Genomic DNA, 15,231 nt, shown 5'->3' with positions numbered 1-15,231 from the left:
GGGAGTGAGCTTGCGAGCGAAAAGGCAGTCCGAGGATTCGCTCGCAAGCTCACTCCCACAGGCGACCTTCTCCATGCGCTCGCTAAAGGCCTCCAACAGGAAGGGCGGCGCGCTGAATTGCTCCTGTGGGAGCCTGCCTGCAGGCGATCTGCCGGAATGCCTTCGCGGGCAAGGCCCGCTCCCCCAGGAAGCGTCCCGGTTCGGCCTTCGCTCGCAAGCTCACTCCCACAGGCGGCCTTCTCCATGCGCTCGCTAAAGGCCTCCAACAGGAATGGCGGTGGCCTTGGCGGTTCCTGTGGGAGCGAGCTTGCGAGCGAAGAGCCCGGGCACCGCGAGCGCGGGGCGGACGAATCGGAAAGGGAAATGGTGGCTACGGGTGGACTTGAACCACCGACCTCAGCATTATGAGTGCCGCGCTCTAACCAGCTGAGCTACGTAGCCACGGGGAAGCCGCGTATTGTTGCGTGCGGCCCCGGGCTTGTCAATAGGCGGGCCGGCCCGCGGGTCAGCCGAAGACGCGTTGGGCGTCCAGTCCTTCGGCCGAGATCTTCGGCGCATCGCCGAACAGGCGATCGGCCAGCACGTCGGCCGATCCGGCCGCCATGGTCCAGCCCATCGCGCCGTGGCCGGTGTTCAGCCACAGGCCTTCGATCGGCGTCGGGCCGATCAGCGGCGGCCCGTCGGGGGTCATCGGGCGCAGGCCGGTCCAGTCCTCGCCGCCGGCCCGGATGGCGTCGGCCAGCTCCGGCAGCAGCGCCGCGGCAGACTCCTTGAGCACGGCCAGGCGCTCGGGACGAAGCGTGGTGTCGCCGCCGGTGAAATCGGACAGGCCCGCGATCCGCAGGCGGTGCGGTCCGAGGCGTGCGGTGACGAAGCGGCGCGCGAGGTCGAGGATCGGCAGGCGCGGGGCCGGGCCGTCTGCGGCCACGTCGAGAGTCATCGAATAGCCCTGGACCGGGTAGATCGGCACCCGCAGGCCGAGCGGTTCGAGCAGCGCTCCCGTGTCGGTTCCGGTGCAGAGGATGACGCGATCGGCGTCGATCGTGCCTTGATCGGTTTCGATCCCCTTCAATCGTCCGTTATCACGCAGGATCTTTTCCACCCGCTCGCCGAGCCGCAGGCGCGTCCCGAGTTCGGCGGCCCGTCGCACGGCCTCGCGGCTGAACAGGCGCGCGTCCCCGGACTCGTGGGCCGGAAACAGCAGGGCGGCGTGGAACTGCCCGGCGACCGGGGCCAGGGCGGGTTCGAGCCGGGCAAGCGCATCGGGCTCGAGGAGATCGAACTCGACGTCCGCGTTGCCGATCCGTCGCCGCAGCTCGACCGCGTCGTGGAGAGCGTCCGGACTGCGGTAGAGCTCCAGCGATCCTTCGGTGACCTGGTCGTAGGCCAGGCCGTGGCGCTCGCGCAGGTCGGCCAGGCATCGGCGAGAGTGCACGGCCAGGCGGATGCAGTGCGAGGCGTTGGCGTAGTACCGACCGGGCGCCGACTCGCGCAGGAATGCCGCGCCCCAGCGCAGCAGTCCCGGCAGGGCGCTCGGGCGGACCTGGTACGGCAGGTCGCGGTGCAGCAAGGCGCCGATCAGGCGCTGGGCGGTGCCCGGCGGGTTCCAGGGCTCGGCGTGCCCCGGGGTGATGCCGCTGCCGTTGGCGAAGCTGGTGCCGAGGGCGGGTTCGGGGGCGGCGTCGACCAGGGTCACGTCGGCGCCGCGCTCGGCAAGCACCAGCGCGCTCGTTGCGCCGACCACGCCGGCCCCGATGACAACGATCTTCATGGGGCGAAGGATACCGCCCGGCGGCAGATCACGGCGTTGGCGATCGGCCGGACCGGGACGGCGACGATGTTTGACAACGTCGTCGAAAGTGGAGCGATCAACCAGTCAAATGTGCGCAAGAGCGACGATCAGGCCGGCATTGCGCTGCCGAATTCGGTCTTGTAGCGGGCCGTCAGATCGTTCAGGTCCAGGGAGTAGCCCTGCGGCGCGTTGTGGGCGATCTTGATCGAGCCCATCAGCGAGCCGAGACGGGCCGCGTCGACCGGGTTCCAGCCGCGCTCGAGGCCGAACAGCAGGCCGGCACGGTAGGCGTCGCCGCAGCCGGTCGGGTCGGCGATGCGTTCCGGCCGGACGGCCGGGATGTCTGCCTCGCCGTCGGCGGTCAGCAGCTTGGAACCTTCGCCGCCGTGAGTCACGATCAGGCCGCCCTTGAGGCCGGCGAGCGCTTCGCCTCGGGTCCAGCCGGTCTTCTTCACGATCATTTCCCACTCGTAGGAGTTGACCGTCAGCCAGTCGGCATTGGCCACCAGGCCGCGCAGTTCGTCGCCGTTGAACATCGGCAGCGCTTGACCGGGGTCGAAGATGTGCGGGATGCCGGCGCTCTTGAACTGGTCGGAATGGTCGAGCATCGCCTGCTTGCCGTCCGGCGAGATGATGCCCCAGGCCACCGTGCCGTCGGTCGGCACGACGTTTCGATGGTTCTGGTCCATGGCGCCCGGGTGAAAGGCGGTGATCTGGTTGTCGTCCAGGTCGGTGGTGATATAGGCCTGGGCCGTGAAATGGTCGTCGTCGCGCAGCACGTAGGCCTGGCTGATGCCGAGTTCGTCGAGGCGTTCGGCGTAGCGATCGAAGTCGGCGCCGACCGCCGCCATCGGCAGCGGCGTCGCCCCGAGCTGCTGCAGGCCGTAGGCGATGTTGCCCGCACAGCCGCCGAAATTCCGGTGCATCTCGGGGACCAGGAACGCCACGTTGAGCATGTGGGTCTTGTCCGGAAGGATGTGGTCCTTGAAGCGCTCGGGGAAGACCATGATGTTGTCGTAGGCCAGCGAGCCGCAGATCAGGATGGACATGGAGGAGACGTCCTGGAGTCAAGTCAGCGCGACAGTATAACGAAGGCTTAACGCCCCTCCGGCGAGGCTGGTTCCGTCGAGTGTGACGCGGTTCGCGCAACCGGCCCCGGAGGAACGCGGATCCGGGGCGGAACCGCTGGACGATTGGCGTACACTACGGCGCATGCACGCGCGAACACGGCCCGCCCCAGGCGGTGTTCGCCTCGGTTCCACTCCCCAGTTGCCGGTATTCCATGTTCAAACGTCTGCGCGGTCTCTTTTCCAACGATCTTTCCATCGACCTCGGCACCGCCAACACGCTGATCTTCGTGCGTGGCCAGGGCATCGTCCTCAATGAACCCTCGGTGGTCGCGGTCCGGATGGATCGCGGGCCCGGCGGCCCGCAGAACGTCGCGTCGGTCGGGATCGAGGCCAAGCAGATGCTCGGCCGCACGCCGGGCAACATCCGCACGGTCCGGCCGATGAAGGACGGCGTGATCGCCGACTTCGACATGACCGAGCAGATGCTGCAGCACTTCATAAAGAAGGTGCACTCGTCGCGCTTCCTGCGGCCGAGCCCGCGGGTGCTGGTCTGCGTGCCGTGTTCGTCGACCCAGGTCGAGCGGCGCGCGATCAAGGAATCGGCCGAAGGCGCCGGCGCCCGCGAGGTGTTCCTGATCGAGGAGCCGATGGCCGCTGCGATCGGCGCCGGGATCCCGATCCACGAGGCGCGCGGCTCCATGGTGCTCGACATCGGCGGTGGTACCTCCGAGGTCGCGGTGCTCTCGCTCAACGGCATCGTGTACTCCAACTCGGTCCGGGTCGGCGGCGACCACTTCGACGAGGCGATCATCAACTACGTGCGCCGCTCCTACGGCACGCTGATCGGCGAGGCCACCGCCGAGCGGATCAAGCTCGAGATCGGCTGCGCCTATCCGCTCAACGAGACCCGCGAAATGGAGGTCTCGGGCCGGAACCTGGCCGAGGGCGTGCCCAAGATGATCACGATGAATTCCAACGAGGTGCTCGAGGCGCTGAGCGAACCGCTGTCGTCGATCACCAGCGCGGTCAAGAACGCGCTGGAGCAGACGCCGCCGGAACTCTGCGCCGACGTCGCCGAGACGGGCATCGTGCTGACCGGCGGCGGCGCGCTGCTCAAGCAGCTCGACAAGCTGCTGATGGAAGAGACCGGCCTGCCGGTGATCATCGCCGAGGATCCGCTGACCTGTGTCGCCCGCGGCGGCGGCCGGGCGATCGAGATGATGGACGAGAATCGCGGCGACTTCTTCTTTCCCAGTTGAGCCGTGACGCGGTGAACCGGGACCGCAGTGAATAGTCCGTATTCCCGCCGCGCGCTGCTGGGCGCCGCCGGGGGCACCGCGCGCCTGATGGCCTACGCGCTGCTCGCGATCACCCTGATGGCGCTGGATTACCGTGGTCGCTACGTCGACCGCGTCCGCTCCCTGGCCGGCCAGCTGGTCGAGCCGCTTGTCCTGCTGGTCGATCTGCCGTTCCGGGGCGCCGAGCGCTTCGAGGAATTCTGGTCGCGCCGCGGCGAGCTGGTCGACCGCGTGCGCACGCTGGAACGCGAAGCGGTCGAGCGCCAGGCCGCGCTCGGCGAGCTGGCCGACCTGGCGATCGAGAACCGGACCCTGCGTTCGCTCCTCGATGCGGGCCGCCGGATCGATCGCGAGTACCTCGCCGCCGAGCTGGTCAGCATCGATCTCGACCCCTTCGCCCACCGCATCCTGGTCAAGCGCGGCCGCGGCGACGGCGTCGCGGTCGGCATGCCGGTGATCGACGACCGCGGCGTGCTCGGCCAGGTCGAGGACGTCTTCGCCGCCACCGCCCGGGTGATCCTGCTGACCGATCCCGACCATGCGCTGCCGGTCCAGGCCTTGCCCTCGGGCGAACGGACGATTGCCTACGGCACCGGGCAGGTCGACCGGATGCGCCTCAACGACCTGCCGATGAACACGGAACTGGAGATCGGCGACCTGGTCGTCACGTCCGGCCTCGGCGGTCGATTTCCGGCCGGGCTGCCGGTCGGTCGCGTGGTCGAACTCGACCGGCCCAGCGGCGAGCCCTTCGCCCGCGCCGGGGTCGAGCCGCTGTCGGCGATGGACCGCAATCGCCTGGTGCTGATCCTCGACGCGGAACCGGCGCCGTCCGCGGTCGATGCGAACGCGGCCGGGGTGCCGGACCCTGGCGCGGACGGAGAGCGCCCGGCGTCCGACCCCGACGGTACGACGCCCGACGAGGTTTCCGCGACCCCGGACGCCGGCGCCGCGGAGGTCGATGACCGCGCCGGCGGCGGCAGCGGCAACGGGGATCCGGCCGGCGACGTCGATGGAGGTGGGCCGTGAGCCGCCGCGAGGAGCGTGACGGTCCGCTCGTGTTCGCCGGCTCGCTGCTGGCCGCGCTGGTGCTCACGGTGGTGCCGCTGCCCGACCTCCTCGAGCCCCTGCGGCCCTACTGGCTCGCGCTGGTCCTGATCTACTGGCATCTCGAGTCCGGCCGCCTGCACGGCCTGGGCGCGGCCTTCGGCCTGGGCCTGCTGCTCGACGTGCTGACCGGCACGCTACTGGGCCGGCATGCGCTCAGCCTCGTCATCCTCAATTTCCTGGTCGGCCGCTTCCGCAACCGGATCCGCTTCTTCCCCCCCTGGCAGCAGGCGCTGGCGGTCGGAGCGCTGTTGCTCAACGACCGGATCGTCCACCTGTGGATCGTCGGCCTGCTCGAGCGGACCTGGCCCGGCTGGGCATTCTGGCTGCCGCCGCTGGTCGGCGTGGCCCTGTGGCCCTGGCTGTTCCTGCTGCTCGACGCGCTGCGCTCCCATCGACGGGGGGCCCGAACATGAAGCGCTGGTCGACCGGGGCGATCGACCCGCTGGACGCGCGCCGGGTCGACCGGCGGCTGCTGATCGTCACGCTGCTGATGCTGGCGTCCCTGCTCGCGATCCTCGGCCGCTTCGCCCAGCTCCAGCTGGCCGGCCACGATGCGTTCGCGGCGCGGGCCGAGAACAACCGCGTACGGCTGCAGGCCGTGGCGCCGAACCGTGGGTTGATCCTGGACCGGCACGGCCGGGTGCTGGCCGAGAACCGGGCCGCCTACCGGTTGGTGATGGTGCCCGAGCGCGTCGACGACCGGGCCGAGGCGCTGGCGCGCGTCGATGCGCTGGTCGGGCTGAGCGAGGACGAGCGCGAACGCTTCGCCCTGGACCTGACGCGCAGTCGTCCGTTCCAGCCTGTCACGCTCAAGACCAACCTCAGCGAGGACCAGGTCGCCACCCTTGCGCTGGAGCGTCACCAGCTCGCCGGCCTGGAGATCGAGCCGTACCTGACGCGCTATTACCCGCACGGCGAACTGCTGGCGCACGTGGTCGGCTACGTGGCCCGGCTCGATGCCGCCGACCTGGCGCGACTCGACCCGGACGACTACCGCGCCACCACCCACACGGGCAAGACCGGCATCGAGCGCCAGTTCGAACAGCGCCTGCACGGGCGGTCCGGCATCGAGCGAGTCGAGACCAACGCCCAGGGCCGGGTCGTGCGGGTGCTGGATCGCACGGACCCCGTGCCCGGCGAGGACCTGCGCCTGAGCATCGATCTCGACCTGCAGCGCGCGGCGATGCAGGCCCTGGACACGTCCTCCGGTGCGGTGGTCGCCCTCGACGTGGCCAGCGGCGACGTGCTCGCGCTGGTCAGCAAGCCCGGCTACGACCCCAACCTGTTCGTCAACGGGATCTCGTCGGCCGATTACCGTGCGCTGCTCGACAACCCGTACCGGCCGCTGTTCAATCGCTTCCTGTCCGGCGGCTACGAGCCGGGGTCGACGATCAAGCCGTTCATCGCGCTGGCCGGTCTCGACGCCGGCCTGATCTCCCGCGACACGCGGGTGTTCTCCAGCGGCGTGTTCCGGCTGCCCGGGCATTCGCGCGAGTACCGGGACTGGCGCCGCGGCGGTCACGGCTGGGTCGATCTCGAGGCGGCGCTCGAGCAATCGGTCAACGTCTACTTCTACCAGCTGGCCGCCGACCTCGGCATCGACGCCATCTCGCGCGAGCTGGCGCTGTTCGGCCTCGGCCAGCCCACCGGGATCGACCTGCCGGGCGAGTACGCCGGTGTGCTGCCCGGGCGAAGCTGGAAGCGCCGCACGCTGAACGAGCCCTGGTTCCCAGGCGAGACGGTGATCACCGGCATCGGCCAGGGCTTCACGGTGGTGACGCCGCTGCAGCTGGCGGCGATGACCGCGGCGCTGGCGGGGCGAGGCCGCACCGCGCCGCCCCGGCTCGTCGACCCGGCCGAGCCGGTCCAGGTCATCGAGCATGACTCCGCCCACTGGCAGACCGTGTTCGACGGCATGCAGGCGGTGATCTACGGCAATCGCGGAACCGCCCGCGCGGTCGCCGACCGCGTGCCGGTCCCGATGGCCGGCAAGACCGGCACGGCCCAGGTCTTCGGCCGGCCCCAGGACGAAGACGCCGACGAGCGCGAGGATCTCCCGGAGTTCCTGCGCAACCACGCGCTGTTCATCGCCTTCGCCCCGGTCGATGCACCGGAGATCGCGGTCGCCGTGGTCGCCGAGCACGGCGGCGGCGGGGCCACGGTGGCCGCGCCAATCGCGGCCGAGGTGCTGGCCCGGGCGCTGGGTGAGGACGGCGCCGACGAACCGTCGCCGGCCGACCGGTTGGCCGATGTCGGAGGGGGTGCCCCGTGAGCACCGGGCCGATCGACCTGCGGCCCGGGCTGCTGCGCTTCGACGGCTGGCTTCTCGGCCTGCTGGCGGCGCTGATGGCCTTCGGTCTGCTGGTGCTCTACAGCGCCAGCGACGGCAGCATGGCGCTGGTGGTCCGGCAGGCGGTCCGGCTCGGCATCGGCGGCGTCCTGATGCTGATCGCGGCCCAGGTTCCGGCCAGCGCGTACCGGCGCTGGGCGCCGTGGCTGTACGCGGGCGGCATCACGCTGCTGATCGGCGTGCTGTTGTTCGGCGTCGGTCGCGGTGCGCAGCGCTGGCTGGACCTCGGCCTGCTGCGCTTCCAGCCCTCGGAAATCATGAAGATCGCGGTGCCGCTGATGGTGGCCACCTGGATGCACCAGAAGCCGCTGCCGCCGACGCTGAAGGACTTCGCCGCCTGCGCTGTGCTGATCGGCGTGCCGACCGGCCTGATCGTGGTCCAGCCCGACCTCGGGACGTCGGTGCTGGTCGCTGGCGGCGGGGTGATGGTGCTGTTCCTCGCCGGCGTGCGCTGGCGCTGGATCCTGCTCGGCCTGGCCGGGCTGGTGGCGGCGATGCCGCTGATCTGGAGCAAGCTGCACGACTACCAGAAGAACCGCGTGCTGACCTTCCTGAACCCCGAATCGGACCCGCTGGGCGAGGGCTGGAACATCATCCAGAGCAAGATCGCGGTCGGCACCGGCGGCCTGACCGGGCGCGGCTGGATGGAGGGCAGCCAGTCGCGGCTGGAGTTCCTGCCCGAGCCGCACACGGATTTCATCCTCGCGGTGCTGTCCGAGGAGTTCGGCTTCCTGGGCGTGGCCGCGGTGCTGTTGCTCTACGTGGCCATCCTGCTGCGCGCGATGCACCTGGTCGGCCAGACCCGCGGGGTGTTCGGTCGGATGCTCGGGGGCAGCCTGGTGTTCCTGTTCTTCGTCTACCTGCTGGTCAATGCCGGCATGGTGTCCGGCGTGCTGCCGGTGGTCGGCGTCCCGCTGCCGTTGATCAGCTACGGCGGTACGTCGGCGGCGACCCTGTTGACCGGCTTCGGTATCATCATGGGCCTGTACAGTCGCCGGAAGCTGATGCGATGACGGGCGTCCTGCGGGTCGGGCGGGCCGGCAATCGACGGGCCCTTCCTGCAATGCCCGGAATGCGGGCGAAATCTTCGACGGAGTGACGATGCGAGTCCTGGTTTCTCGAATGATTGGGCCGGCACTGCTGGTCGGCGCGCTGCTGCTCGGGCCATGGGTGTTCGGCGCGCCGGTGTCGGCACAGAGCACGGCGGCGCCCGCGTCCGCAGAGCCGACCGACAGCGGAGGCGCCGAGCCGCACCCGGGCGCCGAAGCGTTCGTCGATCGCGTGGTCGCCGAGCACGGTCTCGACGCCGACTACGTCCGCGCCGTGCTCGGGCGCGCCGAATACCAGCAGGCGATCATCGATGCGATCACCCGGCCGGCCGAGGGCAAGCCCTGGCACGAGTACCGGCCGATCTTCCTCGGCGAAACGCGCATCCGCGCCGGTGCCGAATACTGGGACGAGCATCGCGAGCTGGTCGATCGCGTGGCCGAACGCTTCGGCGTGCCGGCGCCGTTCGTGCTGGCGATCATCGGGGTCGAAACCAACTACGGCACGATCACCGGCAGCTACCGGGTGCTCGACGCCCTGGCCACGCTGGGCTTCTACTACCCGCGCCGCGGCGCGTTCTTCGCCCGCGAACTCGGCGAGTACTTCCGCCTGGCCGAGGAAGAGGGCCTGCCGCTGGAGGAGGTGCGCGGCTCCTACGCCGGGGCCATGGGCCTGGGCCAGTTCATTCCCTCGAGCTACCGGGCCTACGCGGTCGACTTCGACGAGTCCGGCTCGCGCGACCTGTGGCAGTCGCTGCCCGATGCGCTCGGCTCCGTGGCCAACTACCTGCACGTGCACGGCTGGCGGCCCGACGAGCCGACCGCGCTGCCGGTCGAGGCGGTTCCGGCCGCCCTGGACCGCGAGTTTCCGATCAAGCCGGCCGACACGCTCGACGGCCTGGCGGCACTGGGCATCGAGTTCGATGCCGGCGGGCTGGCCGGCGATACGCCGGCGACCCTGATCGAACTGGAAGGCGAGACCGGTCCGGAGTACTGGATCGGCCTGACCAACTTCTACGTGATGACCCGCTACAACCGTTCGCCGCTGTATGCCATGGCCGTGTCGCAGCTCGCCGCCGCGATCGCCAGCGAGGCCGGGGTCGAGCAGGGCCCGAGCCTGGCCACCTACGCCGGGGCCGCCGGCCGATGAGCGCGGGCCGTGTCGCAGCGCCTCGCCATGCCGGACCGGCACCCGTCAGCCTCTGGCGGCGGGCCGCCGCGTTGATGGCCATCGTACTTCTGGTCGGCTGCGGCGGGCGCGAGCTGCGCGAGCCCGCCGACGGCGCCGGGCGGCCGCTGGACCCGAGCCGGATCGAAGTGCCGCAGCCGCGCCCCGAGCCGCGGGCGCGCTACGGCAACCACTCGCCGTACACGGTGCTGGGCCGGACCTACCAGGTGCTGCCGACGGCAGCCGGCTACCGTGAGCGCGGCATCGCGTCCTGGTACGGCAGCAAGTTCCACGGCCGACCGACCTCGTCGGGCGAGCCCTTCGACATGTACCAGGTCTCGGCCGCGCACAAGACGCTGCCGCTGCCGACCTGGGTCGAGGTCACGAATCTCGACAACGACCGCAGTCTGGTGGTCCGGGTCAACGACCGCGGGCCGTTCAAGGAGGGCCGTATCATCGACCTGTCGTACGCGGCCGCCGTGCTGCTCGGCGTGCTCGAGACCGGGACCGCGCGGGTCGAGGTTCGGGCGATCGCGCAGCAGGAGGTGCCGGCCGATGCGGTCAGTGCGCCGCGCGAGCTGCCAGTGGTCCTCCAGGCCGGCGCGTTCTCGCGCGAGCGCACGGCCGAAGACGTGGCCCGCCAGCTGCGCCGGGCCGAGATCGAGGACGTGCGGATCGAGCGCGGCTGGTCCGGCGGGCGACGGGTCTGGCGTGTCCGGGTCGGCCCGGTCTGGGAGGCTGCCCATGCCCAGGCGCTGGCCCGACGGATCATCGCGCTGGGCCTGGAGGTGCCGGTGTTCGTCTATCCGTAGGCGCGCGCCTCGAGACCGCTGGGCATCCGGCCCGGACCCGACTTGAAGCCGCCGACCGGCGCCCCGACTCCATCGTTCGATGCGGATGCGATCGAACCGACGGGCCGGTCGACGTTCCAACCCCACACGAAACCGACCGACAAAGGCGACATGACCCACACCAAGACATTCCTGTTCTGCTTCGGACTGCTGCTGGCGCTGGCCGGGCGCGCGCCCGCCCAGGTGCCGATTCCCGCCGCCCCGGACCTGGCCGCGACCAGCTTCGTGCTGCAGGACTTCCACTCCGGCGAGATCATCGCCGCGCGGGAGCCGGCGATGCGCGTCGAGCCGGCCAGCATCACCAAGCTGATGACCAGCTACGTGGTGTTCCGCGAGCTCGCCAACGGCAACCTGAGCCTCGACGAGATGGTCCGGATCAGCGAGAAGGCATGGCGCACGGAAGGCTCGCGGATGTTCGTCGAGGTCGACACGGAGGTCAGCGTCGAGGACCTGCTCAAGGGCGTGATCATCCAGTCGGGCAACGACGCCAGCGTTGCCCTGGCCGAGCACGTGGCCGGCTCCGAGGCGGTGTTCGCCCAGATGATGAATGCCGAGGCGCAGCGCCTGGGCATGAGCGGGACGAACTACGAGAACGCGACCGGCCTGCCGTCGGAGGCCCATTACACGACCGCGGCCGACGTCGCCACGCTGTCGCGCGCGCTGATCGCCGAGTTTCCCGAGTATTACGGCTGGTATTCGCAGGCCGACTTCACCTACAACGACATCCGCCAGCCCAACCGCAACCTGCTGCTCAGACGCGATCCGTCGGTCGACGGCCTGAAGACCGGCCATACGGAAGCCGCCGGCTACTGCCTGGCCACCTCGGCGGTGCGCGACGGCATGCGCCTGGTCAGCGTGGTGATGGGCACGGCCAGCGAGAACGCGCGCGCCGAGGCCAGCCAATCGCTGCTGAACTACGGTTTCCGCTTCTTCGAGACCTTCAAGCTGTACTCGGCCGGCGACGAACTGACCCGGGCCGAGGTCTGGAAGGGACGGGTCGACGACATGGCGCTGGGCGTGGCCTCGGACGTCTACGTGACCATCCCGCGCGGCCGACAGGATCGGCTGAGCGCCGAGCTGGTCGTGCCGAGTCGTCCGGTCGCGCCGTTCGAGGCGGGCCAGAGCTTCGGTTCGCTGCAGATCACCCTGGACGGCGAGCTCGAGCACGAGCAGCCGCTGGTGGTCCAGACGGAGGTTCCCCGCGCCGGCTGGTGGGGACGCACCACCGACGGGATCGGCCTGTGGTTCGGCGGACTGTTCGGCGGCGATGACTGACGACGACCTGAGCCTCGATGCCGAAGGCGCGCTGGAGTTCCCGTGCCGCTACCCGGTCAAGATCATGACCCGCACCCGCGAGCAGGCGCTGGACCAGGTGCTGACCGCGATCGCCCGGCTCGAGGTCGGCTTCGACCGCGAGCAGGTCCGGGTACGGCCAAGCCGCAACGGCCGCTTCCAGAGCGTCACGGTCGAGGTCGACGTGGCCTCGCGGCGCGAACTGGAGGCGGTCTACGCCACCGTGCGCGAGCTCGACATCGTGGTCATGACGCTGTGAGGCATCGACCGTGAACGATCGTCGCACCGTGGTCGTGCGCTGGCTCGGACGGGTGCCCTACGAGGCGACCTGGCAGGCGATGCGCGACTACACGGACGGGCGTGGACCCGACAGCCCGGACGAGCTCTGGTTGCTGGAGCACCCGCCGGTGTTCACCCAGGGACTGGCCGGCAAGGCCGAGCACGTGCTCGCGCCGGGCGACATCCCGGTGGTCCAGACCGACCGCGGCGGCCAGGTCACCTACCACGGACCGGGCCAGCTGGTCGCCTACCCCTTGCTCGACCTCGAGCGGATGGGGCTGGGTGTGCGCTGCCTGGTCCGCGACCTGGAGGAGACCGTGATCCGCCAGCTCGCCGCCTACGGGCTGGAGGGTGCGCGCAAGGACGGCGCCCCGGGCGTCTACGTCGACGGCGCCAAGATCGCCTCGATCGGCCTGAAGGTCCGGCGGGGCTGCACCTACCACGGCCTGGCCTTCAACATCGACATGGACCTGTCGCCCTTCGACCGGATCAATCCCTGCGGCTACGCGGGCCAGCCGATGACCCGGCTGGCCGACCGCGCCGGCGGCATCGATTTCAATCGGGCGCGGGCCGACTTCGTCGCCGTACTGGCCCGTGTGCTGGGGCTTGACTGCCGCGAAGCGCCGCCTGATGATGGTTCTCACAAGCTCTTGTCCGACGTGGGCTAGCTTGTAGCAACGGGCAATCGGCCCTGCGCCCGCGTCCTGCGGCGCTCATGCAGTCGATCCACGCAGGAAATAATTGAAACTCGAACCGCCCCGCACCGGTCCCAGAATCCATGAAGATCCTCAACGCAGCATTCGCATTCGCACTCGTCGCCGGCCTTGCCGGGCTTTCGGTCGCCAGCATCGAGCCGCTGCCCGACCCGCTTTCGCCGGCGGTCGAGCACCGCTTCGCGACCCAGTTGACGACCCGGTTCATGGGCAATTTCCACTATCGCCGGATGGCCCTGGACAACGAACTGTCCGAGCGCATGTTCGAGCAGTACATCGAGTCGCTGGACCCGAACCGGATGTACTTCACGGCGGCCGACATCGAGGAGTTCGAGCGCTACCGCACGGGCCTGGACGAAGCGCTGAAGATGCGCGATCTCGATCCGGCCTACGCGATCTTCAATCGCTACCGGGAACGCGCGCTGGAGCGGATCGACTACGCCCGGAGCCTGCTCGAGGGCGAATTCGATTTCACCGTCGATGAGCGCTACGAGTACGACCGCGAAGACGCGCCGTGGATCGACTCGCAGGCCGAGATGGACGACCTCTGGCGCAAGCGGGTGAAGAACGACTGGCTGGGCCTGATGCTGGCCGAGCGCGAGGTCGACGACATTCGCGAGACCCTCGGCGAGCGCTACGGCAACATCGAGCGTCGCGTGCGCGACTTCAACGCGCAGGACGTGTTCCAGTTCTTCATGAATTCCTACGCGATGGCGATCGAGCCGCACTCGTCCTACATGTCGCCGCGCCTGGCCGAGAACTTCGAGATCTCGATGAAGCTGTCGCTGGACGGCATCGGTGCGCTGCTCAGCGTCAGCAACGAATACGTCGAAATCCAGGAGATCGTCCCCGGCGGGCCGGCCGATCTCGACGGCCGCCTGCAGCCGGGCGACCGCATCGTTGGCGTGGCCCAGGGCGACGAGGAATTCCAGGACGTGGTCGGCTGGCGCCTGGACGACGTGGTCGACCTGATCCGCGGCGAGCGCGACACGGAGGTCCGGCTCGAAGTGCTGCCCGGCGACACGGGCCTGAAGGGGCCGACCAAGATCATCGATATCGTCCGCAACGAAGTGAAGCTCGAGGAGCAGGCGGCGTCCTCGTCGATCGAGGAAGTGGAGATCGACGGCGAAACCCGACGCATCGGCGTGATCGACGTTCCCGTGTTCTACGTCGATTTCCGCGGCCGGGCCCGCAACGAACCGAACTACCGCTCGTCGACCCGCGACGTGCGACGCTTGATCCAGGAGCTGCGCGCCGAAGGCATCGACGGCCTGGTCGTCGACCTGCGCAACAACGGCGGCGGCGCCCTGATCGAGGCGACCACGATGACCGGCCTGTTCATCGACGAAGGTCCGGTGGTCCAGGTGCGCGACAGCCGCGGCAGCGTGCAGGTCGAGGAGGATCGCGAGCCGGGCATGGCCTGGGACGGTCCGCTGGCGGTGCTGGTCAACCGGGCCAGCGCCTCGGCCTCGGAGATCTTCGCCGCGGCGATCCAGGACTACGGCCGAGGCATCATCATCGGCGAGCCGACCTACGGCAAGGGCACGGTGCAGAACCTGCTGAACCTCGACGACTACTCGAACAACCTCGACGAGATGCGCCTGGGCCAGGTCAAGCTGACCATGGCGCAGTACTTCCGCATCAACGGCGGCTCGACCCAGAACCGGGGCGTGCTGCCGGACATCCGCCTGCCGACCTACGGCGATCCCGACGAGTACGGCGAGTCGGCGCTGGACCACGCGCTCCCGTGGACGGAGATCACCGAGGCCGATTTCCGGCCGGTCGCCGACCTGACCCCGCTGGTGCCCCTGGCCGAGCAGCGTCACCTGGCGCGCCGCGAAAGCGACTCGGACCTGCGCGACCTGATCGACGAGTTCAGCGAGTTCGAAGCCCTGGCCGATCGCACCTCGGTCTCGCTGCTCGAGGACGAGCGGCGCCGTGAATACGAGGAAGCCGAAGCCCGCCGCAAGGCGCGCTACGGCGGGATACACGGCGGCGACGACGGCGACGCCGAGATCGACGGATCAGCCGACGGATCGGATGACGGCGCTGCGACCGACCCGGACGGCGATGGCGCGGCCGAAGAGGATGCCGAGGCGGTCGAGGAGCCCGACGTGCTGCTGCTCGAGTCCGTGCGTATCCTCGCCGACCTGATCGAGCTCGATGCGGGCCAGCACCGGCTGGTCCAGGCGACGGACCTGCAGCTGCCCGGCGACGGCGGCATGGACTGAACGCCGCGGTTCCTGCCGTGGCGTTCCCCGAAC

General features: G+C 69.8%; 13 protein-coding genes and 1 tRNA gene. 11 read left to right on the top strand and 3 right to left on the bottom strand.

All coding sequences use genetic code 11. The features are described from left to right. Nucleotides 1-364: 364 nt before the first annotated feature. From KUV67_04455 to KUV67_04445, 3 genes are all read right to left on the bottom strand, one after another. Nucleotides 365-441, bottom strand: a tRNA-Met gene (locus KUV67_04455). Between the two features lie 64 nt (nt 442-505). After that, complete coding sequence (locus tag KUV67_04450; protein MBY6204117.1) at nt 506-1,771, bottom strand: D-amino acid dehydrogenase; 1,266 nt, start codon at nt 1,769-1,771, stop codon at nt 506-508. 128 nt (nt 1,772-1,899) lie between these two features. Further along, complete coding sequence (locus KUV67_04445; protein MBY6204116.1) at nt 1,900-2,841, bottom strand: carbohydrate kinase family protein; 942 nt, start codon at nt 2,839-2,841, stop codon at nt 1,900-1,902. 233 nt (nt 2,842-3,074) lie between these two features. Here KUV67_04445 and KUV67_04440 point away from each other — a divergent pair, with 233 nt between their 5' ends. The 11 genes from KUV67_04440 (at nt 3,075) to KUV67_04390 (ending at nt 15,198) form a co-directional block, all read left to right on the top strand. Further along, nucleotides 3,075-4,121 (top strand): rod shape-determining protein, encoded by a 1,047-nt coding sequence (locus tag KUV67_04440; protein MBY6204115.1) that lies wholly within the window; start codon nt 3,075-3,077, stop codon nt 4,119-4,121. A gap of 27 nt (nt 4,122-4,148) precedes the next feature. Then, the gene (mreC, locus tag KUV67_04435; GenBank protein ID MBY6204114.1) at nt 4,149-5,186 is read left to right on the top strand and encodes a rod shape-determining protein MreC; all 1,038 of its coding nucleotides are present in this window, start codon (nt 4,149-4,151) and stop codon (nt 5,184-5,186) included. Continuing rightward, on the top strand, nt 5,183-5,680 hold the full coding sequence (mreD, locus tag KUV67_04430) for a rod shape-determining protein MreD (GenBank protein MBY6204113.1): 498 nt from the start codon (nt 5,183-5,185) through the stop codon (nt 5,678-5,680). The genes mreC and mreD overlap by 4 nt, the downstream gene beginning before the upstream one ends. After that, entirely contained in the window at nt 5,677-7,539 is a 1,863-nt protein-coding gene (mrdA, locus tag KUV67_04425; GenBank protein MBY6204112.1) for a penicillin-binding protein 2, read from the top strand. The genes mreD and mrdA overlap by 4 nt, the downstream gene beginning before the upstream one ends. Further along, on the top strand, nt 7,536-8,630 hold the full coding sequence (rodA, locus tag KUV67_04420; protein ID MBY6204111.1) for a rod shape-determining protein RodA: 1,095 nt from the start codon (nt 7,536-7,538) through the stop codon (nt 8,628-8,630). The genes mrdA and rodA overlap by 4 nt, the downstream gene beginning before the upstream one ends. Nucleotides 8,631-8,739: 109 nt before the next feature. Continuing rightward, nucleotides 8,740-9,813: a lytic murein transglycosylase B gene (gene mltB, locus KUV67_04415; GenBank protein ID MBY6204110.1), complete on the top strand. Its 1,074-nt coding sequence runs from the start codon at nt 8,740-8,742 to the stop codon at nt 9,811-9,813. After that, entirely contained in the window at nt 9,810-10,643 is an 834-nt protein-coding gene (locus KUV67_04410; GenBank protein ID MBY6204109.1) for a septal ring lytic transglycosylase RlpA family protein, read from the top strand. Before mltB ends, KUV67_04410 begins: the two co-directional genes overlap by 4 nt. A 150-nt stretch (nt 10,644-10,793) precedes the next feature. After that, nucleotides 10,794-11,957, top strand: a complete 1,164-nt coding sequence (locus tag KUV67_04405) for a D-alanyl-D-alanine carboxypeptidase (protein MBY6204108.1) — start codon at nt 10,794-10,796, stop codon at nt 11,955-11,957. Continuing rightward, a complete protein-coding gene (locus tag KUV67_04400) occupies nt 11,950-12,234 on the top strand; it encodes a DUF493 domain-containing protein (GenBank protein ID MBY6204107.1) in 285 nt (94 codons plus the stop codon). The genes KUV67_04405 and KUV67_04400 overlap by 8 nt, the downstream gene beginning before the upstream one ends. A gap of 10 nt (nt 12,235-12,244) precedes the next feature. After that, nucleotides 12,245-12,922 (top strand): lipoyl(octanoyl) transferase LipB, encoded by a 678-nt coding sequence (gene lipB / locus KUV67_04395; protein ID MBY6204106.1) that lies wholly within the window; start codon nt 12,245-12,247, stop codon nt 12,920-12,922. Between the two features lie 110 nt (nt 12,923-13,032). Further along, nucleotides 13,033-15,198, top strand: a complete 2,166-nt coding sequence (locus KUV67_04390; protein ID MBY6204105.1) for a carboxy terminal-processing peptidase — start codon at nt 13,033-13,035, stop codon at nt 15,196-15,198. Nucleotides 15,199-15,231: the final 33 nt, after the last annotated feature.

The organism is Halomonas denitrificans (assembly GCA_019800895.1).
Lineage (GTDB): Bacteria > Pseudomonadota > Gammaproteobacteria > Xanthomonadales > Wenzhouxiangellaceae.
This window is presented reverse-complemented; position numbering and strand designations above follow the sequence as displayed.